Source organism: Aliiglaciecola litoralis (genome assembly GCF_039523355.1).
Classification (GTDB): Bacteria; Pseudomonadota; Gammaproteobacteria; order Enterobacterales; family Alteromonadaceae; genus Aliiglaciecola; species Aliiglaciecola litoralis.
This window is the reverse complement of sequence record NZ_BAAAFD010000001.1, coordinates 16305-37252: the sequence shown is the minus strand read 5'-3', so window position 1 is coordinate 37252 and position 20948 is coordinate 16305. Positions and strand designations below refer to the sequence as shown.

General features: G+C 43.1%; 19 protein-coding genes. 8 read left to right on the top strand and 11 right to left on the bottom strand.

All coding sequences use genetic code 11. The features are described 5' to 3' along the window. Positions 1 to 51 precede the first annotated feature (51 nt). From ABD036_RS00160 to ABD036_RS00130, 7 genes are all read right to left on the bottom strand, one after another. Positions 52 to 741 carry a rhomboid family intramembrane serine protease gene (locus ABD036_RS00160; protein WP_343855531.1) on the bottom strand — a complete coding sequence of 230 codons (690 nt, stop codon included), beginning with the start codon at positions 739 to 741 and terminating at the stop codon, positions 52 to 54. 177 nt (positions 742 to 918) lie between these two features. Then, positions 919 to 3162 (bottom strand): xanthine dehydrogenase family protein molybdopterin-binding subunit, encoded by a 2244-nt coding sequence (locus tag ABD036_RS00155; RefSeq protein WP_343855530.1) that lies wholly within the window; start codon positions 3160 to 3162, stop codon positions 919 to 921. Continuing rightward, the gene (locus tag ABD036_RS00150; protein WP_343855529.1) at positions 3159 to 3641 is read right to left on the bottom strand and encodes a (2Fe-2S)-binding protein; all 483 of its coding nucleotides are present in this window, start codon (positions 3639 to 3641) and stop codon (positions 3159 to 3161) included. Before ABD036_RS00150 ends, ABD036_RS00155 begins: the two co-directional genes overlap by 4 nt. Before the next feature lie 2 nt (positions 3642 to 3643). Further along, positions 3644 to 4252, bottom strand: coding sequence for a nucleotidyltransferase family protein (locus tag ABD036_RS00145; protein ID WP_343855528.1), 609 nt, complete (start codon positions 4250 to 4252; stop codon positions 3644 to 3646). Continuing rightward, positions 4246 to 5265: an XdhC family protein gene (locus tag ABD036_RS00140; RefSeq protein ID WP_343855527.1), complete on the bottom strand. Its 1020-nt coding sequence runs from the start codon at positions 5263 to 5265 to the stop codon at positions 4246 to 4248. Before ABD036_RS00140 ends, ABD036_RS00145 begins: the two co-directional genes overlap by 7 nt. A gap of 133 nt (positions 5266 to 5398) precedes the next feature. Beyond that, the gene (locus tag ABD036_RS00135; protein WP_343855526.1) at positions 5399 to 6577 is read right to left on the bottom strand and encodes a vWA domain-containing protein; all 1179 of its coding nucleotides are present in this window, start codon (positions 6575 to 6577) and stop codon (positions 5399 to 5401) included. Further along, positions 6577 to 7413, bottom strand: coding sequence for an AAA family ATPase (locus ABD036_RS00130; RefSeq protein ID WP_343855525.1), 837 nt, complete (start codon positions 7411 to 7413; stop codon positions 6577 to 6579). The genes ABD036_RS00135 and ABD036_RS00130 overlap by 1 nt, the downstream gene beginning before the upstream one ends. Positions 7414 to 7660: 247 nt before the next feature. Here ABD036_RS00130 and cysK point away from each other — a divergent pair, with 247 nt between their 5' ends. The 3 genes from cysK (at position 7661) to ABD036_RS00115 (ending at position 9825) form a co-directional block, all read left to right on the top strand. Beyond that, on the top strand, positions 7661 to 8629 hold the full coding sequence (gene cysK / locus ABD036_RS00125) for a cysteine synthase A (protein ID WP_343855524.1): 969 nt from the start codon (positions 7661 to 7663) through the stop codon (positions 8627 to 8629). A 105-nt stretch (positions 8630 to 8734) separates the two neighbouring features. Then, entirely contained in the window at positions 8735 to 9199 is a 465-nt protein-coding gene (locus ABD036_RS00120; protein ID WP_343855523.1) for a hypothetical protein, read from the top strand. Between the two features lie 2 nt (positions 9200 to 9201). Continuing rightward, complete coding sequence (locus ABD036_RS00115) at positions 9202 to 9825, top strand: NUDIX hydrolase (protein WP_343855521.1); 624 nt, start codon at positions 9202 to 9204, stop codon at positions 9823 to 9825. A 9-nt stretch (positions 9826 to 9834) separates the two neighbouring features. Here the strand turns inward: ABD036_RS00115 and ggt are convergent, their stop codons facing one another. After that, positions 9835 to 11547, bottom strand: a complete 1713-nt coding sequence (gene ggt / locus ABD036_RS00110; RefSeq protein WP_343856522.1) for a gamma-glutamyltransferase — start codon at positions 11545 to 11547, stop codon at positions 9835 to 9837. A 238-nt stretch (positions 11548 to 11785) separates the two neighbouring features. On the opposite strand from ggt, the gene rrtA reads away from it, so the two are divergent. Beyond that, on the top strand, positions 11786 to 12346 hold the full coding sequence (gene rrtA, locus ABD036_RS00105; protein ID WP_343855519.1) for a rhombosortase: 561 nt from the start codon (positions 11786 to 11788) through the stop codon (positions 12344 to 12346). A gap of 16 nt (positions 12347 to 12362) precedes the next feature. Here rrtA and ABD036_RS00100 read toward each other — a convergent pair whose 3' ends face one another. Further along, entirely contained in the window at positions 12363 to 14867 is a 2505-nt protein-coding gene (locus ABD036_RS00100) for a S9 family peptidase (protein WP_343855518.1), read from the bottom strand. 151 nt (positions 14868 to 15018) lie between these two features. Here ABD036_RS00100 and ABD036_RS00095 point away from each other — a divergent pair, with 151 nt between their 5' ends. Next, a complete protein-coding gene (locus ABD036_RS00095) occupies positions 15019 to 15561 on the top strand; it encodes a glutathione peroxidase (RefSeq protein ID WP_343855516.1) in 543 nt (180 codons plus the stop codon). Between the two features lie 349 nt (positions 15562 to 15910). Here ABD036_RS00095 and ABD036_RS00090 read toward each other — a convergent pair whose 3' ends face one another. Then, positions 15911 to 17158 carry a cystathionine gamma-synthase family protein gene (locus tag ABD036_RS00090; RefSeq protein WP_343855514.1) on the bottom strand — a complete coding sequence of 416 codons (1248 nt, stop codon included), beginning with the start codon at positions 17156 to 17158 and terminating at the stop codon, positions 15911 to 15913. Continuing rightward, a complete protein-coding gene (locus ABD036_RS00085; RefSeq protein WP_343855513.1) occupies positions 17148 to 17774 on the bottom strand; it encodes a 1-acyl-sn-glycerol-3-phosphate acyltransferase in 627 nt (208 codons plus the stop codon). The genes ABD036_RS00090 and ABD036_RS00085 overlap by 11 nt, the downstream gene beginning before the upstream one ends. A 111-nt stretch (positions 17775 to 17885) precedes the next feature. Between ABD036_RS00085 and ABD036_RS00080 the strand changes: the two genes are divergently transcribed. Genes ABD036_RS00080 through ABD036_RS00070 form a run of 3 tightly spaced genes read left to right on the top strand, consistent with a single transcriptional unit; the run spans position 17886 to position 20870 of the window. Next, positions 17886 to 19139 (top strand): S1 family peptidase, encoded by a 1254-nt coding sequence (locus ABD036_RS00080; RefSeq protein ID WP_343855512.1) that lies wholly within the window; start codon positions 17886 to 17888, stop codon positions 19137 to 19139. Next, positions 19130 to 20098 carry an FHA domain-containing protein gene (locus ABD036_RS00075; RefSeq protein ID WP_343855510.1) on the top strand — a complete coding sequence of 323 codons (969 nt, stop codon included), beginning with the start codon at positions 19130 to 19132 and terminating at the stop codon, positions 20096 to 20098. The genes ABD036_RS00080 and ABD036_RS00075 overlap by 10 nt, the downstream gene beginning before the upstream one ends. 4 nt (positions 20099 to 20102) lie before the next feature. Further along, entirely contained in the window at positions 20103 to 20870 is a 768-nt protein-coding gene (locus ABD036_RS00070) for an NRDE family protein (RefSeq protein ID WP_343855508.1), read from the top strand. Positions 20871 to 20948 lie beyond the last annotated feature (78 nt).

Sequence of the window (20948 nt, the reverse complement as noted above, 5' to 3'; positions counted from 1 at the left end):
TCATTGGTTAATATCCTGGATTTAAGATGGGTGTCCTTTTTGGTTGTTTGGTTATAGATCACGTTTCATTTCTATCGGTTTACCTTCCGGATATTCATCATCTGTTTGCATATCCTGATGCCACTCCTCACCAATGTTGGGATCATCCACAGCCTGTCCTTCCCATTCGTAACGTTTAACTATCGGTTTGGGATCTAATTTGTGCCACAGTAAGGCCGAAAACACACCCGCTAATCCGCCAAACAGATGATACTCAAAAGAGATCCCTTCTTCACGCGGGAAAATGGTCATGGTCATACCTCCGTACATAAAAAAAGCCGCCATCATGATTGCAATAGAGCTTTTATCGCGTCGAAAAAGACTGACCACAAACAAGTAAAAAAATAATCCGTGAGTTAAACCACTAGCACCAATGTGGTTGGCTTCTCTGGCGAACAGCCACACGCCAATGCCAGATAAAAACCACACAAGTGCAATCACCCGCCAGCGACTTTTAGGATAACCATAAAGAATAAAGGAGCCTAACAACAACATCGGCAAGGTATTGTTGAATAAGTGCTCAACTGAACCATGTATCAAAGGTGCTGTAATAATGCCGATCAATCCATCTAATCTAAGCGGATAAACACCGAACTCAGTGAGACTTTGGTTGAATAAAAGCTCAAAGGATTTAATGCACCAAAGAATGCCAATAAACAAGCTAGTGAGTAAAATGCTATTTTTCAAAGAGGATGTTTTCATTTAAACACTATGTAGGTGTCTTCATAATTAATGTGGGTGTCTTCATAATTAATAATTAATGTGGGTGTCTTCATAACTACTATGTGGGTGTCTTCATAATTATTAAAGGTCAAGTTGAAAATGAATTCATTCAACAACGCAACGCTGGCCTGTTGTGATCAACAGGCCAGATATACATTACACCGACATATGTTTACTAACGGGTAGGTCACGGATACGTTTGCCACTGGCGTGGAAAATCGCATTAGCCAAACTTGCCGCGACTGGCGGAGTACCCGGTTCACCAACACCACCAGGAGGTGCGTCGGACTCAATGATGTAAGATTCAATCTTCGGACACTGATTGATCCGTAACACTGGATAATCATGGTAATTAGATTGTTCAACAACACCTGATTTGACCGAGATCTCCCCCATTAAGGCAATTGAAAGTCCGAATATCATTGATCCTTCTTGCTGAGCACGAACCCTATCTGGATTAACAATAGTCCCCGCATCAATCGTCGAATGCATTTCCAATACTTTTACTTTGCCATCCACTACTTTAACTTTGGTCGCGACCGCAACGTAACTGACAAAACTGCGCTGCACACTCAATCCCCAGCCTTCATGATTAGCGGTGGGTTTATCTGCGCCAGATTTAGACACGACATCATCTAGCACCCGTTTTAAGCGACTCACATCGATCGGGAAGGTATCCATGGATTCGCCGTAGTTCTGATAATCGAACCCCTGCGCTTTAGGATCGACCTTTCTGTTTTCGCCCAACAATTGATGCCACATTTTGTAAGTGGATATGCCGGCTTTTTCAGCCAACTCATCAACAAAAGAGCCTTGTGCGAACGCATGGTGAATATTACTTACCGAGCGTATCCAGCCAATACGAATATGCCCTGTTGCTTTGTGTGTCTCACAAGATAAGTTATCAACAGCAAATGGGACATCTCCAAAACCTAACGATAACTCCCCTGCTTGCGGCTCATCGACGCTTGGATCAAAGGTCCAGCTGATACTAGGAAAGGCGGTGCGCTGAACCCAGCTAGTTACCTTATTAGCTGAATCCAAACCCGCGCTAAAATGTTGTGCGCTTATCGCATGATAGTAACCATGCTGAATATCATCTTCACGGCTCCAAACCACTTTAACTGGCCGTCCAGCGTGGCGAGCTAATAAAGCCGCCTCCACAGAAAAGTCAGGTTTAGACTTGCGCCCAAAGCCGCCACCTAAAAAGGTGACATGCACTTTGACTTTAGATTTATCGATGCCAAGTGCACCAGCAACATTGGCTTGGGTACTTTGTGGCGTCTGAGTACAGGCCCAAATCTCGCAGCTTCCGTCCTTGAACACCGCTGTTGCTGCAGGTGGCTCCATAGGCGCATGCACTAAATACGGCATGGTGTAGGTAGCTTGATGGGTTTGCTGCGCTGCATCTAAACCAGCATAAGCATCTCCGGCTTCTCTAAACGCTTTGCCCTTAGTAACAATTTTTTGTTTCAAATCTGTTAAATAATCTGCCGAGTTATGCTTTTGGTTGTCCCCTAGCTGCCATTCAATAGCTAATGCTTTGCGACCTTGTAGTGCCGCCCAGGTATTGCTGGCCAATACAGCCACGCCATTAAGTGGATGAAAAACCACCGGCGATGGTTGTTCTGGCATCTGAAAAGTATCCACTACCCCGTTTACCGCTTTCGCAGCATCAGCGTTAAATGACATAACTTTTGCGCCTACCACAGGCGAGCGCTCGATACTGGCAAACAACATATTATCCAAGATCACGTCTTGGCCAAACACGGCTTTACCTGATACCAGTTCCGGTAAATCTATGCCATCGACGGGCTTGCCTATCAAGCGAAACTGTTTTTTAGATTTAAACGTGAGTTTTTCTGTATCAGGCGGCGTGAGTTTTGCCGCTTTGTCAGCGATGTAACCAAAACTGACCTTTTTACTCGATAATTTATGGTGGATATAACTGTCTTTGGCGTACACCTCGGTCACATCTACTTTCCACATTTCAGCAGCAGCTTGTTCGAGCATGCTTCTGGCTGCCGCGCCCATTTGGCGCAACGTTGTGTAGAATCGTCGTATCGAGCGAGAGCCATCGGTATTTTGACTACCATAAGCTTCATTTGCCAACCCTTGAATAACCGATACCAACTGCCAATCTGCACACAATTCTTCAGCGACGACCTGAGGAATGCTGGTGCGTATACCCTGCCCCATTTCGCTGCGGTGACAGATAATATTCACAGTATTGTCCGAGTTTATGCTGACAAACAAATTAAGCTCGTTAGACTTTTCCGGATGCTGCGCCCAGACAGGCGTAATTGAAGGTAACAAACTGCTGAGGACTAAGCTGCCAGTACCAATACTGGATACTTTTAAAAAATGCCGGCGACTGACGTTTTCAATTAATTGACTCATGCCTCATCCCCTACGTTTTTAGCCAAGCTAAGTTGGCTTGCTGCCGATTTTATCGCGGCTTTAATGCGAGGATATGTTCCACAACGACAAATATTGCCCTGCATATGGTTGTCTATTTCATCATCACTAGGGTTGGCGTTTTGCTCTAACAATGCCACCGCACTCATTATTTGGCCCGATTGACAATATCCGCATTGTGGCACGTTATGCTCTTTCCAAGCTTGCTGGATAGGATGATCGGCATCTTTAGACAGGCCTTCAATGGTCTTAACCTGCTTGCCTTGCACTGCAGATACGGGCATTACACACGATCTTACTGGGCTATCATCAATATGCACTGTGCAGGCGCCACATTGTGCAATACCACAACCGTATTTTGTGCCGGTTAACGCAAGTACGTCCCTTAAAACCCACAGCAATGGCGTATTGGGATCAACATCCACTTGCCTTTCTTTGCCGTTGATAGTGAATCGAATCATAACTAATCCTCTGAGTGTTGAGTGTTTGCACCGGTTTGCCATTCACGTAAATCTTGCACAGTATCTATATCTATTTTTGCAAGCGGAAGCTCTACTGCGTTCACCTGCTGTATAAACTGGTTAATTATTGATTTAGCGCCTTGTTGACCAGATAGCGTCGCTAAATTAGCAAAAAACGCTTTAGGAAAAATCGCTGGTGCACCTAAAATTCCATTGTATTTAGCCGCGGTGATCTGCTGCGGATATTGCAGTTGAGCGCGAATAAGTAATTGTAGACTATTTAAGTCTATCGCCACTTGATCTGCTAGCAAAATCAATAAATGTGACATCTTATCGCCGTAGTGATCAATTAAATGCTGTAGACCTTGTTTAATACTGGCCGCCATACCCATTTGCCAATCTTCTGCGACTGTGTACGCCATCTGATTTGGTATACTGGCTTTTATGATTTCATGATTCGCGCCCAACACAACTACCATTTTGTTATCTGTAATGTTGGCAAGCTTTTCAATTGCGATATTGAGCATCGTCTGTGAATCAATAGATTGTAATTGTTTAATTGCGCCGAACCGGCTAGAGGCTCCTGCGGCTAGCACCATACCCGCTAACACGATTGTTCCAAAACATGGCTAATTGATTGGCCATCAGCATGTTCTAAATAAGCGTGAACTTCCGCGACAATGGACAGTGCGATAGATTCTGGCAACTCACCGCCCAGCCTTAGACCGACAGGGTTTGACAATACTTTGGGATAATCGGTGAGCGTATATTGTGTGCGTTCCAACACCCGCTTGGTGCGATGTTCTGGTCCAAGTATCCCAACAAACTTAGCGTGGCTATAGGCAGCCATAGTGAGCCCTTTAGCATCTAGCTCTAGGTTATGGCTCATAATGACAACAGCGTCTGTGGTTTGTAAAAACTGCCCTTGTAGCTGATTGATAATATCCAGGGGGGATTGTTTGACAATATCCACTGATTCTGGGAAGTGTTCTTTGCGTGCGTAGCTTGCTCGGGGATCAACCAAGGTGATTGACCAACCCAATTCAGTTGCAATCCGTATAACCGGACGAGCATCCACGCCGCCGCCAACTACGGTTAAATGATACGGAGGGCATAGCGTTTGAATTAACTCGACCGAGGCTCCAGAGTGGACCAGTTTGGGTGGCTCTTTGGATAAATGATCACTGTGACTAAGGGCGTTTTGCGGTGTGTTTTCATGGATAGCTTGTTGGTATTGGCACGACTTACGGGCAAGCAAACACTGATGCACTTTATCTAGCAATAAATAGTCATTTTCTTTATTGACAGGCTGCAAGATAATTCTGACCATTCCGCCGCAACCAATACCTAGCTGCCATGCCAAATCTTCTTCTTCTCGCATATCATATTCAATTAGCCGATTGCATTGTGACTCCCAACATCGGCGTGCTTGTTGCATGATGTCAGACTCCAAACACCCGCCACTGAGCATGCCATAATACTGGCCTAAATCATTGATCATCATATGCGCGCCAATCTTACGATATGAAGAACCGTCCGTTTGATAGATAGTTGCTAGCACCCATTGATGCTGGTCTCGCATTGGATGCCAAATGGCCAGTGTGTGAGAAATATCATTTGCCATAACAATCAACCATCATTAAATAAATTTCTCTGCTAAGGCTCAAAATTGGGAACCTGCGTTTCATCTTTTTAACCTTTTTTTTGCCAGACGATTGAAGTCGAGCTAGGGCTTGAAGTACACCTAGTTAGCATCATTATTTCTTAATCAGTGCTTTAATTCCATCGCTCAAACCCTCGATGGTCAACGGATACATTTTACCCTCCATCAATTCTTTGATAATTTGCACCGACGCATAGTAATTCCAATATCGCTCTAATTGCGGGTTCAGCCAAATTGCATGGGGAAAATGATCGGTTAATCGTTTCATCCAGACAGCGCCGGGCTCTTCATTCCAATGCTCTACACTGCCGCCTGGGTAAGTTATTTCATAAGGACCCATAGTGGCATCGCCAACGAAGATCAGCTTATAATCGCTGCCATATTTATGCACAATATCAAATATTGAAATTAGCTCTTTGCTGCGTCTTTGGTTGTCTTTCCATACGCCTTCATACACGCAGTTATGGAAATAAAAGTACTCCAAATGTTTAAATTCGGTATGCACTGCCGAGAACAACTCTTCACAGGCTTGAATATGTGCGTCCATCGAACCACCGACATCGAAAAACATCAGCACTTTGATGGCATTGTGTCGCTCGGGTACCATCTGAATATCCAGCCAACCGGCATTTTTAGCGGTTTTGCTAATAGTCGAGGGCAAATCAAGTTCTTCACTTGCTCCGGTACGGGCAAATTGACGTAATTTACGCAGCGCTATTTTGATATTTCGAGTACCTAGTTCCACATCAGTGGCAAGGTTTTTAAATTGGCGTTTATCCCATACTTTTACGGCGCTCATCTGGCCGTTACCGTCTTGACCAATGCGAATACCTTCGGGATTAAAACCATGAGCACCAAAAGGCGACGTGCCGCCCGTACCAATCCATTTGTTACCACCTTGATGACGTTTTTCCTGCTCAGCTAACCGTTTTTTCAAGGTCTCCATTAATTTATCAAGTCCGCCCATGGCTTCAATCTGAGCTTTTTCTTCCTCACTAAAGTGACGCTCAAGTTGTTTTTTAAGCCACTCATCTGGAATGTCTTTGCCTAACAAATCGATTGATTGAACGCCCTCGAAGTAGTCAGCGAAGGCACGGTCAAATTTATCGTAATGACTTTCGTCTTTGACTAAACACAGACGCGCTAGGTAGTAAAAACCTTCGGTGTCGGCAAAGATCACGCCTTGCTCCATCGCCTTTAGCAAGTCCAACAATTCTCTAAGCGAAGCAGGAACTTGATATTCGCGAACTTTAAAAAAGAAATCGACCAACATTAGCGACGTGCCATAAATACCAGTTTTTCAAATAAGTGAATGTCTTGTTCGTTCTTTAACAAGGCACCGTACAGTGGCGGTATGGCACTTTTACCGTCTTTATTTTGCAATGCTTCGGGGGAGATATCCTCTGCCACTAATAGTTTAAGCCAATCGATCAACTCCGATGTGGAAGGCTTTTTCTTCAACCCTGGCACTTCGCGTAATTCGAAGAAGGTTTCTAATGCTTGTGCTAGCAAATCTTTTTTCAAATGAGGGAAGTGAACGTCGACGATTTCACGCATTTGTTGTTGGTCAGGAAATTGAATGTAGTGGAAAAAACATCGACGTAAGAAGGCATCCGGTAATTCCTTTTCATTGTTTGAGGTGATGATCACAATAGGTCGAATTCGGGCTTTGACCGTGGTTTTTGTCTCATAGACAAAAAATTCCATTTTATCTAGCTCAAGCAACAAATCATTAGGAAACTCAATATCCGCCTTATCGATTTCGTCAATTAATAAAACAGGCGCTTTTTCCGCTTCAAACGCTTGCCATAACTTTCCTTTGACAATGTAGTTGCCAATGTCTTTTACCCGCTCATCACCTAATTGTGAATCTCGTAGTCGCGATACGGCATCGTACTCATACAAACCTTGTTGCGCTTTGGTTGTAGACTTTATGTGCCATTGAATAAGTTCGGTATCCAAACTTCTGGCCAGCTCCTCAGCTAACATGGTTTTGCCTGTGCCGGGTTCGCCTTTGATCAACAGTGGGCGCTGCAAGGTAATTGCGGCGTTAACCGCTAATTGTAATTCATCGCTGGCAATATAGTTTCCGGTACCCTTAAATGACATTTATCGCTCCAAATTGGTATAAACTGTAAAGATATAAATATGATATAGCTAAATGCACTTTGAAAAATGGCGCTTCGCCTCAATCATTACGTAGTGAATAAAACAAATTGACGACTAGTTCAAATCAATTTTTTATAAGCAATTGCATGTTTAAATTAACATAAACGGCTAAGCTTGCTTATTCAAATAACAAATATACATTAAAGGTTATCACGCAAAGATACCTGAACCTATCCAAGGACATCCTATGAAAGTGTATGACGACAATTCTCTAGCCATTGGCAACACACCTTTAGTTAAACTAAACCGAGTGGTTTCCAGTGGAAATGTTTACGCCAAAATGGAAGCTCGTAATCCAAGCTTTAGTGTTAAATGCCGCATCGGCGCCAATATGATTTGGGATGCCGAAAAACGCGGTGTGCTGACCCAAGATAAAGAATTAGTCGAGCCGACTAGCGGTAACACCGGCATCGCCTTAGCTTTTGTGGCGGCGTCACGCGGTTACAAATTGACCTTAACAATGCCCGCCAGCATGAGCCTAGAAAGACGTAAGTTATTGAAGGCATTGGGGGCTAATTTAGTACTAACTGAAGCGGCTAAAGGCATGAAAGGTGCAGTCGCTAAAGCGCAAGAAATTGTAGCTTCTGATCCAAGTAAATATGTGTTGTTGCAACAGTTTGATAACCCAGCGAACCCAGAAATTCACGAAAAAACCACAGGCCCAGAGATTTGGAATGACACTGAAGGCAAAGTCGATATCTTTGTTGCCGGTGTGGGCACAGGCGGTACCATCTCTGGTGTGAGTCGTTATCTTAAGAAAACCAAAGGTAAAGATGTCTTAACCGTAGCGGTAGAGCCTACAGATTCACCCGTAATTACCCAAGCTAAAGCGGGTCAAGAACTCACTCCTGGACCGCACAAAATTCAAGGCATTGGTGCAGGATTTATCCCTGGTAATCTTGATTTGGATTTAGTAGATCAGGTTGAACAAGTCAGTAACGAAGAGTGCATGGAAATGTGCCACCGATTGCTCAAAGAAGAGGGTATTTTAGCTGGGATATCTACTGGCGCAGCGGCAGTTGCAGCAAAGCGTATTGCAGAGAAACCCGAAAATGCTGACAAAGTAGTGGTAGTGATATTCCCTAGTTCGACAGAGCGTTATTTAAGCAGTGCAATGTTTGCTGGCGAATTTACCGATCTAGAAGAAGTTCAATAAGTCCAAAGCAGCTTATTTTGTAAAGAGAAGGTCGTTGCCTTCTCTTTACTTTTCAGCCTAGAAAACGCAGACTAATTAAGTATTTCGTTTCAAATTGGCTATTTTATGAACCACCATACCCCATTAAAGTTATTTTCATTATTGCTATTTTCACTACTCATCCAAGCATGCGATGGTGAAAGCAAAAAAGGCGCTGGCAAATATGGCATGATGGACACTAACACGCCTGATTATGCCGCTGTCGCGTTCTTTGAACATGTTTATAATGACAAAAACCTAAACAAAGCAATTGCCATGAGCACGCCGCGTATGGCAAAACTTCTCAAACACTACCGTACAAACCGCAACGTGCAGCGTCACGTGTTTGACCTGCCCTACGATGAAGTTCAAATTCAACCTGACACGGGCAACGCGATAGGCCGTAACGAATTTGCCAAAACATCGGTGGTTACCCTGTTTTTTACCGGTACCTTACATGATGACAAAATAGAAGACATTCGCATCGTAGAAATGATCCGTGAAGATGGGAAGTGGCTAGTTGACAAAATACGTCCTGATAAATACCTATAACAATGCAAAACAGCTGGTTATCTCAACTAAAACGGTTACACGCATTAGCTGGCTCAGGGTTAGCGTTTAGCCCTGAGGCATTTGATAAAGAGCGCTATGAAGAAATAGCGGCGATTAGTCGACAAATGCTTGCCGATTTAGCTAAGGTACCTATCAATCAAATAGACCAACTCATCATCCCCGAACAGCAACATTATGTTACGCCGCAAATAGCGGTTCGCGGTGCCGTATTTCAAAACGACCAAATATTACTGGTTCAAGAAAAGTCAGATAACAAATGGGCATTGCCTGGCGGCTATGCTGATGTAGGTTACAGTGCAGTGGAAAACGTCAAAAAAGAAATACAAGAAGAAGCCCATGTCGAGGTGACCAATTGTCAATTAATTGCCTTACGCTACAAAGCGGCAGGAGATTATGATCCAGACGTAAGAGAGTTCTACCACGCAATCTTTTTATGCCAAGCGCCTGATAACTGCGTACCTAAAGGTGGATTGGAGACTTGTGATGCGGCCTTTTTTGAACGCAATGCGCTCCCTCCACTTTCAACTAGCAAAACGATCGAGCGTGATATTGAAGACGCATTTCGCTTCCATCAAGGGTTAGAAACGCACGTATTGATTGATTAAACTCAAGTATTAATCACCAACAGCCACGCCTTCTCGGCGAGGATCAGCCCCACCAATGAGCTTACCGTCTTCAAGTTGGATACCATGCAAGCCACTATTTAAATCGATTACTTTAACCGTGTGCCCCATATCCGTAAGACGTTGAACCCAATTTTGCGCAATAGTGCCTTTCTCAAGTGCCGTATAGTCGTTACGATTGGTCACTTTAGGTAGGTTTATCGCTTGCTGTATATCGAGTTTCCAGTCAATGACTGCGATGATTGTCTGAGCAACGTAACTGACAATGCGACTGCCGCCTGGTGAACCTATTATCAGCACCAAATTATTATTCTTATCAAACACCATGGTTGGGCTCATGGCACTGCGTGGACGCTTGTTTGGCTCAACCCGATTTAGTGCTAATTTATTGTTAGGGCTAGGATTTAATGAAAAGTCAGTGAGTTGATTATTCAATAAAAATCCATCGGTCATCAATCCAGAACCAAACATAAATTCGATACTGGTGGTCATCGCCAATGCATTACCCTCTTTATCAACGATCGAAAAATGACTGGTATTAGGTAATTCAAATGCCGTATCAACCCCTAATTCGTCGGTTAAATACGGATTACCTGGCAAGGCTTTAGGCATGTCTTTATCTAATTTAATCAAAGCAGAACGCGCAGTTAAATAGGATTTATTGATAAGTGCCGCAAAGGGTAATTGGCTAAAATCACTGTCGGCGATATACCGGCTTCGATCTGCATATGCCAGCTTAGAAGCTTGGGTAAAAAGATGCATCGCTTCGACAGAATTGGGGCCGTACTGCCCTAAATCAAAGCGTTCAAGCATTTTTAAAATTTGCAGAACGTTGATTCCACCAGAACTTGGCGGGGCCATTCCGCATATTTTAAAACCACGATATGGTCCGCAAACCGGAGCACGCTCTTTTGCTTGATAGTTAAGAAGATCTTGCTTGGTTAACACACCTGGATTCAAAGTTGAAAGTTGCACTGTTTTGGCAATCCGCTCAGCCAACTCACCTTTATAAAAATAATCTGCACCTTGCTGCGCAATCGCCGTTAACGCCAATGCTAACTTTCTATTTGTTCTAATCGTATTTTCTTTTAGCTCGATGCCATTGGGATAAAAATATGTTCTGGGAGTCAAGAAATCTAATAAGCCTTTGTTATATCGCAACGATAATAATCGCTCTAATCGAGCCGATACCGTAAAGCCTTTAGTGGCGGTCTCTATACTGTCGTTAAACAGTGAGTTCCAAGGCAGTTTGCCAAAGTCTTTATGCACCATTTCTAACGCTTTTAACGCACCAGGCACACCAACAGAGCGTCCTCCAACCACCGCATCACGCCATTTAATCGGCTTACCGTCTTTCATAAACAAGTCGCCATCAACCGCAGCGGGAGCGGTTTCTCTGCCGTCGTAAGAGTGTAGTTTTTTTGCTTTATTGTCCCAATACAATATAAATCCGCCACCACCTAATCCAGAGGATTGCGGTTCAACTAGGGTCAACATAGCTTGTATAGCGACCGCAGCATCAATTGCTGAACCGCCATTTTTCAGTATATTTTTACCCGCCCAAGATGCATAAGGATTAGCGGCAACAACCATAAACTGTTCAGCGATATGTGCCTTTTTTTGGTCGTAACCTGTGGCTGCTTCTGGCTCTCTGTCTTCTAATTGAGTGGTATTGCTAGCGCAGTGGAATGAAATCAACAACATGATGGCGAAAAACAGGATGACTCGCGGATGCACAGCAACTCCCAATGGTTAAATAAAAAGGAAAACACGATAACCAGCAGTGATGGTTGTTGCAAGCCTATTTGACGTTTAATTATAAATAAAAGGATTGAGGGATTTGCTTGTAACGAAAAATCGGATTAGGTACTGTATTGTTCATTCGTATATTTACCAAGTAAGCATCATCTTTTACCGCTTTCCGATCTCAGTAAAACATCTTATGGGCCCCAGTATCATTGTGGCCTTGTGCCTTTTTGTTTGGTGGTTGGAGCCCTTTTCAGCTGATTATCTGGCTATGCAGCGCAGCGCTATTGCCAATGGATACTATTGGCAATTTATAACCGCTAACTTGGTGCACACTAACTTTATCCATCTGTGTTTAAATATGGCTGGCGTCATATTGTTGTGGGCGGTACATGGTCAATACTTCTCAACCTTGCAATATCTCTTGGCTTGCTTGTTTATTGGATTTGTTGTCACTATCGGCCTTTACATCACCGATGAATCCCTTGCTTGGTATGGCGGGTTTTCCGGTATTCTGCACGGATTATTTATGCTCGGTTGCTATAAAGACATCCAAAATGGCATACGTTCCTCTTGGCTGTTACTCGCAGGGATATGGCTAAAAATAGGCTATGAGCAATTTTCTGGACAAAGTGAGGTGGTTGCCGAATTAATTGCCGCTAATGTCGCGGTTGATGCGCATTTATATGGCGCCATCGGCGGTTTTTTTTGGGTGTTCGGCGAATATTTACTGACGCTAAAAAAACGCCCCAGCTAAAGCCGGGGCGATCACATTATAGGTTTTGCTCAAATAATTTATAGATACGTCTATATTCGTCTAACCACGAGCTAGGCTCGATGAAACCGTGGGCTTCAACGGGATATATGGCGGTTTCGAAATTCTCTTTTTCCAACTCAATCAAACGCTGGACTAATCTCACCACGTCGACGAAGAACACATTATTGTCGACCATAGGCGCATTAATCAGTAATGGCTTCGTCAGACCTTCTGCGAAGTAGATCGGTGAGCTTCTTTCATACGCAATGGGATCCACATCAGGGATATTTAAAATATTTGAGGTATAGCCGTGATTGTAATGAGCCCAGTCTGAGACAGGACGCAAAGCCGCACCGGCTTGGAATAGGTCTGGCTCGGTAAACAGCGCCATAAATGTCATAAAGCCACCATAAGAGCCACCATAGGTACCTATGCGCTGTCTGTCCACATTGACGTTTTCAACTAACCAATCAACGCCATCAACGAGATCTTGAGTTTCTGGCTTGCCCATATGACGATAAATTGCGGTACGCCAATCTCGGCCATAACCAGCAGAAGCACGGTAGTCCATGTCGAGCACGACGTAACCTTGCTGGACCAACATATTGTGGAACATAAACTCACGAAAATAGCCTGACCAGCCTAGATGCGAGTTTTGCAAATACCCTGCTCCGTGATTAAACACCACTGCCCTGCGCTTCTCGCCTTGATCATGATTTTTAGGTAAGTAAACCCGTGAGTAAATAGGTTGATCCACATGGGATGACTTGATCGGCACGATTTCAGGCGCTGTCCAATTTATCGCTTTGAATGCCTCACTGGTGGTAAAGGTGACTTGTTTTGCTAACTCAGTAGACCCAACGGCTTTGACATATAATTCAGGTGGTTGAGTTAGTTTTGAATGGGTTAATAGTAACTGGGTTGCATCATCACTCAATACATAGTCGGTTTTACCATTGAGATCAGTGAGCATATCAATCTTGCCATCACTGACGTTCACCCGATAAATCTCGTAAATCCCAGGGTGCTTTTGATTTGCTTGGTAATAAATATAAGCATCATCCGCCGTCAAGGTGAGATTATCAACTTCATAACGACCTTGTGTCAGCGCACGCACACTCCCATTTAATGGTTTTAAATAAAGATGAGAATACCCAGAGTGCTCAGACAGAAAATATAAGGTTGTTTCATTGTTAAGCCACCCAAAACTATTGAAGTTATAGTTAACCCACGCATCATCGTGTAAACGGTGTTGTGTCACTAACGTCTTTTTATTGAGGTCAACCGTTGTTAGCCAACGATCTTTGTTGTCCCAAGCTTCAAGCATTATCGCCACTTGCTCACCATCGTTATGCCACGCAATGGCACTTTGACTCCAGCCCCAATCCACTAACAATCCGATATCACGTGGCAGTCGATTAGGCTGATAGGTTTCACCTTTGGCTTGTGCATTTTCTTTTTTGACCGATGCTAGTACATCGTCGTTGTATCGTGGTAAGTTGGTGTATGAAAGCTGTTTCTGGCTACCATTTACAAGATCAAGTAACCACAAATATTGACTTTCAGGTTTGGCATCTGCAACTCGTCTTCTTACCGATTCGGCTTTAATGCGGCCATTATCGACCACATAATTGGGCATAATGTCCCCCTCATCGCGACTCGGTTTTTCTTCTTCTATTGCGACAATAGCGTAACGCCCATTAGGAGATAAACTGGCTTCTACGGTGCGATGTTTAGTCGGTAAGTAAAACGACTCATTTGCCAACGTGCCATTGCTAGCTTGTAACTGTTGCTGTTGCTCAAACTGATCCGTTTGACGCTGGCGTCTTTGCCTTAGCACTTTGATCAAATCAAGTTGTTGTTCAGCGATGTAGTCTTTGGGCGCTTCAACAGCGGTTGGTGCCTCAGCAAACTTCCAACTCACTAATTGGGCGGTCATTCCCGATTCAATATCGACTGCGTAAATAGCATCACTTTTTTGATAGCTTATACGACCATCCTGTAAAAACTGTAATTTGCTAACGCGATCTTGATCACGGGTTAATTGTTTGGTTTTCTGGGTGTTAAGGTTTTGTACAAACACATTGTTTTCAAATATCCAAGCGGTCCATTTTTTTTGATGATCAAAAACACGATCCTTGATTGACGCTTGATGTAATTGCGCTAGGGGTACTTGATTAACTTCGTTCGTCGTTAAATTTAGCGAGAACAAATCTTTAACGATCGTACCGGCGCGCTTTTGTGAATAATATAGGGTATTTGCATCTAGGCCCCAAAAAGCAGATTCGGGCTCTCTGCCTATCCAATCCGGATCAGCCATGATTTGCTCAAGTGTCAACTCACTTTGTGTGCCGACTGCAGATGAATTAGCGGGTTTAATGGTTTGATTGGCTAATCCAGATTGTGAAGATGATGACGGACTGTTCTCTAAGGGATCATTAACTGTGGTTTGCGTACCTGAACAGGCTGTAAGTCCGGCACTCAAAAGGGTAACAACAAGCAATTTAGCGCTTTTATGCATAATTATTCCAAACGTTTTTTATGTGAATGTTATAGGCTTGAGACAGACGATATTAAAACTTATGTAAACTTGAAGGTAAACAAGTGATCTTAATTGCCTTAAAATCCTTAGTAACGATTAGATTCCACCCTTACCCCTTTATGGAGATAAAATGAAAAAGCTGTTATTGCTAACCGCGTTATTATTAACGCCTTTATTTGCTTCGGCTAATGAATGTCCTGATGTGTTGAAATTCATGAAACGCAAACTGAACTCTCAAGACACGGTTAATATGTGTAGCGAGTACAAGGGCAAAACCTTGTTGATTGTTAATACCGCCAGCTATTGTGGTTTTACGCCGCAATTTGAAGGACTTGAATCGCTTTACAGCCAGTACAAAGACCAAGGATTTGTGGTGTTAGGCTTCCCCTCTCACGATTTCAATCAAGAGGATAAAGATGAGGGCAAGACTGCTGAGCTTTGTGAATTAACCTATGGCGTAAAATTCCCCATGTTTGAAGCGATTGCGGTCCGTGGTGACGATGCGGACCCACTTTATCGCATGCTGGCTAAAAAGTCGGGGACTACCCCAAAGTGGAATTTTTATAAATATTTAGTCGACAAAAATGGCAACGTGGTAGATGCCTATTCCTCTAGAACCAAGCCTACCGACAAAGACTTTGTCAAAGATATTGAAAAAGCACTTGCGATCTAAGCCCTTAATCGTCAAATCTACAGCAATAAAAAAGCCCCGCAAAAGCGGGGCTAAACACACTACACTTGGAACACACAATGAATACTTAGGCTAAACGCCTTCGCATTTTAACAACTATTTGTTAGTCAACTAAATCACGGTGTAAGTTCCTCAATCTTTAAGTTAAATTTTAGTTTTTAATTAATACGATGATAAATCCGTCGTTCAATTGTCCAAACTCGCACTTATAATCCAGAAAAATCAAACAACTAAGACGTTTCTTCAAAACAGAAAAAATGCCTTATTTAAATAAAAAAGTCCAACTTAAGTTGGACTTTTCTACTTTATACCAATGCCACAAACCGGCGTTTTAGCTAGAAACGGATTTGAATGCTTGTTCAAAATCAGAGACTAAATCATCGATATCCTCAATACCCACTGAAAAACGCAACATCGTATCCCCGATCTCCATGCGTTCGCGCTCTTGTGCGCCACATTCGTAGAATATGGTCGATGCAACAGGTAATGCTAAAGTACGAGTATCTCCTAAATGAGTCGCCGTGATCACCGTGTTAAGCTGATTTAAAAACTGATGAACATCGACATCGTCAGTTAAATCTAAACTAAAGATCCCACCGTAATTGCCTTTGAATAACTCACGGGCAATGTAATGCTGAGGATGTTCAGATAATCCGGGATAATACACCTTGGCTACTTTGTCGTGACCATGCAAATAGGTAGCGAGGCGAAGTGCATTGTCACAGCACCTATCCATTCTCAATGCCAAGGTTTCCAAACCCAGTGATATCTGATGTGCTGACTCAGGTGGCAAAGTTGCGCCCATATCACGCAGGCCTTTTTTACGTACTTGGGTTAATCCCCATTGGGCAGGATCGCCGGATTGATATAATTCGAAAATGTTTGGATATTTACTCCAATCATATAATCCCATATCAATCAGTACTCCCCCTAACACGCTGCCATGACCAGCGACGTATTTGGTTAACGAACTAACCGTCATAGAAGCATAGACTTTTTTGGCGTCAAACAAGTAGCTAGGGGTCATGGTGTTGTCCACCATAAATAGCACGTTTTTCTCAGCACATAATTTACCAATGGCTGCCAAATCAGCGACTTGAGTCGCCGGATTCGCGATGGTCTCGGTAAACACGATCCGCGTTTTAGAAGTGATTTCATTGGCAACTGCATTGACGTTGGTAACGTCGACAAAGCTAACTTGAATACCAAAATCTTCTAGGGTCGTTATAAAACTGCGGGTATTGCCAAACAAATATTGGCTTACCACTATGTGGTCGCCTTGTTTCAACAGCGCAAATAAAGTCGACGAAATCGCCGCCATGCCGGTTGAAAACGTCACTGCTCCAATTCCCCCTTCCATGTCAGCCAGCATGTTCTGTAATGCTGTGTTAGACGAGGATGAGGAGCGGGAGTAGACATGTCCTAGTTTTTTACCTTGGAAGACGTCCACAAGCTCATTAACGTCTTGATACTCAAACAACACCGAATTACTGGTGGGGGAATGTATTGCACCATCTTGAGGATGATTCAACACTCTATCGGCATGCACTAAACGAGTCGTAAAACCTTTATTCTTCAATCGAATTCTCCGCGGGAAAGGCTACCTGGGAAGGATATTTTGCATCCACTTTAGCATAAAAATCATAGACTTTTTGCATTTCCAAGTGGATATCCTCAGTGGGAAGGAACACCGGTCCCAGTTTGATTTTTTTATGTTTGTAATCCAGCCCAATTAAGAAAACCGGCACTTTTGATTGCTGGGCGATGTGTAAGAAACCAGTTTTCCATGGATAAATAAGACTGCGTGTACCTTCGGGTGCAACGCACAAGATCATTTGTTTGGCTTGTTTCAGCTCGCCAATCATCTGCGCCACCACACCATGGGACTGAGAACGTTCGATTGGGATCCCTCCCCAGCGAATGAGTAGCTGACGAAAAGGCGGAATAAAAATACTGTGTTTGCCAAAAAATGAGATCTTTAATTTGAGCGCAAAAACCACCGCTAAACCAATCACAAAATCCCAATTAGAAGTGTGAGGGGCAACCGCAACGACCATTTTGGGGTGTTCAGGGAATTCACCATCAAATTGCCATCCGAGTGATTTAATGACAGTCGCGCCAAGCCACTGGCTAAATCCGTTACCCAGTCGTGGTATGTTGGTGGATATTTTTGGTGTATTCATCGGTTTAGACATGCAAAGTAAGCTAATAGAATGTAAATTGGATCGATATTCTCTTATCATAGCGACTTTGTCGAGCCAACTGAACATCCTTTGGTTTTATTGAGTCTTAAATTTAGGATACCTGTGTTTAGAATTTTACTTTCAATCAGCCTATTTGTTAGTTCGTCTGCTTACTCACAACAAACAGCGCAAGATCTTTTCAATCATTACCGCCATGCGTTGTATCAAATCCAAATGATAGACAAAGAGTCTGGCAATAAATCCTCTATCGGGTCTGGTTTTTTAGTCAGTGCGACGGGTGACATCATCTCTAATTACCATGTCATTTCCGATTACGTTTATTTCCCTGATAAATATCGGATCCAATATTTAGATGCCAAAGGTAATGTCGGTAATTTATCGCTGACTAACTTTGATGTAATTAACGATTTATCGTTACTCAAAATGGAGTCTGCACAACCCAATGGATTATTTTTCAATTTGGCAGAAACGCTGCCAGACCAAGGCTCTAATATATTTTCATTAGGTAATCCGCATGATTTAGGGATGATAGTGGTACCGGGTACCTATAATGGTTTAAAGAAAAATAGTTTTTATCAACGGATACATTTTACCGGCTCAATCAATCCAGGTATGAGTGGCGGCCCTGCAGTAAATGCAAGCGGGCAAGTTGTGGGGGTGAATGTAGCAACGGCGGGTAACCAAATTGGTTTTCTTATTCCATTGCCGAAGATAAAAGCGCTCGTAAACTCCGTTGATACGCTGACCAGCGATCAATACAAACTGCAAATCGAAAAACAGTTACATCGCAATCAAAAACTGATGATGGATCAGTTACTGGCAACTCAGTGGCAATATACAGGGTTAGGAAAAGCCCAAGTCCCGGAAAATATTTCTGACTTCATCTCTTGCTGGGGTGGCTCAAATGCCAGTGAAAAAAATGTAAAGTACTTGTCGGTGTCCAATCGCTGTCGCATCGGTGAAGTTATTTTCCTAAATGGCAAATTACAAACCGGTGAAGTCGAAGTCGAGTTTGAATGGTTAACCACAGAGTCATTAAATCGTTTTCAATTTCATAATTTGCTGTCTAATCGCATCGGCTTTACACGACCAGGAAATCAAGCTGGTAAAAACGATGTGACCAATTATCAATGCCAACAAGATTTGGTGTCCAATAACCACAATGTGACTATGAAAAGTGTGCTTTGCGCGAGGGCCTACAAAGATTTCAATGATTTGTACGATGTGCTCTTTATTGCCGCAACTAACGATTATAACGACGGAAGCTTGATCAGCCATTTCACACTATCAGGCGTTAGCGAAGCTTCTATGGCACGATTTACTCAACACTTTATGGATACAGTATCATGGCAATAGTCGTCGAAATGCTGTCAAAAGATGGCAAAGTATTGCAACATTATTTTATACCCAAAGAACAGGTTTCTATCGGTAGAGCCTACGATAATGATATTCGAATTGACGATCCCTATGTGAGTCCTCATCACGCGAATTTTTCTATCACCGAAGACAATAATGACATTGCCATTTGTGATTTAGAATCACTTAATGGCGTCAAAATCAATGGTAAGAAAAGTGCTGATTGTGCCTTGTCCTATGACGACGTGATCACCTTAGGTAGAACACGACTGCGGATTTTCAAACCCTGCCAGCAAGTTCCACCAACCATAGTACTAAGCGAGTTAGAAGAAAACCTAAGCTGGCTTGGTTATCGTCGGGTGTGCTTTATCTTGTTGAGTGTATTTTTTGGCTTAGTTGGTATTAAATATCTCAACAACAATCCTGGCCAATTCGAAGCCTCAGTATTGGTAGAAGCCTTTATGCGTTACGCTGTCGTCGTCAGCATTTGGCCATTCGCTTTCGCCCTGTTATCTAAGTTAGCTAAAAAAGACAGCCATATAATTAGCCAATTTAGTCTACTTTGGCTGTTTCTGATCAGCATAGAATTGTTGGATTATGTCCAAGCATTTTTACTGTTCAACTTAGATGCAATTTCCGCAGTAAATGGCGTTATGCTGCTCAATAAGAGCTTACTGTTTTTTGCGCTGTTTTGGTTTACTTTGTTCTTAGCCTTCCATCAGTCTCGGCGAGCTCGCAATAGCATTGCGGCGACAGGCACTGTGCTTGTCAGTCTCTACGTTTTGTTTCCGATCCTCTTTGGAGCAAATGATTTCAGCCCTAATCCCAAATATACCAGCACTATGATGGCGCCAGCCTTTAGAGTTGTGCCCACGGTTGAGGCGCATACTTTTGTGCAAGATAGCACGGATAAAATGGTGGAAAAACTAAGTAAAGCGCGACTAAAGAGTGACCCCTAAGTCCATGTGCATTTTGTTTATTGCGGTTAAACAACACCCTGATTATCCGCTGATAATTGCGGCAAATCGTGATGAGTTTCATCAACGGCCAACGGCCTTGTCGCAATTTTGGGATGATAACAATGACATCCTGGCCGGCAGAGATTTGCGAGCAAAGGGCACTTGGATGGGCATAAACAAAAATGGGCGATTGTCGGCATTGACCAATGTCCGAGATCCACAGAAGCTGCTTGATAATCCAATTTCTCGCGGCGAACTGGTCAGTGAATTTTTAGCCAAACAAATATCGGCACAAGACTACTTACGCACTTTGCAACAAACCAAGAAAAGCTACAACGGCTATAATTTATTGTTTGGTGATTGGGATGATTTATGGGTGTATAACAACCACACAGATAAAACCCAACACTTAACTGAAGGCGTTTTCGGTTTATCCAATGCCGATTTAAACAGTCCTTGGCCTAAAGTAAATCAAGGCGTTGCCCAGCTTAAAAACCATTGTCAGCAACGTGGTCCGCTAGATACCGACAAACTATTTGCCATTTTGCTTGATCAAACCCAATCAAATGATGAACTATTGCCTCAAACTGGCGTGTCGATCGAATGGGAACGCAAGCTCTCCTCGATTTTTATTCAATCGCAAGAATACGGTACCCGTTCTTCAACATTGCTTTTGATTGATAACAATAAAGTAGCCCATTGGCACGAACATACCTTCGATTCTAATGGCGTAAATTGCCAGCAGCGCGACTACAGCTTCACAATCACCTGATTGGTCACGGTTATTCCCTAATTATTGCTCGAATTCTGTCAGATTGCTGGCATAATAGCGCCTTGTTTAGCTTGCCCA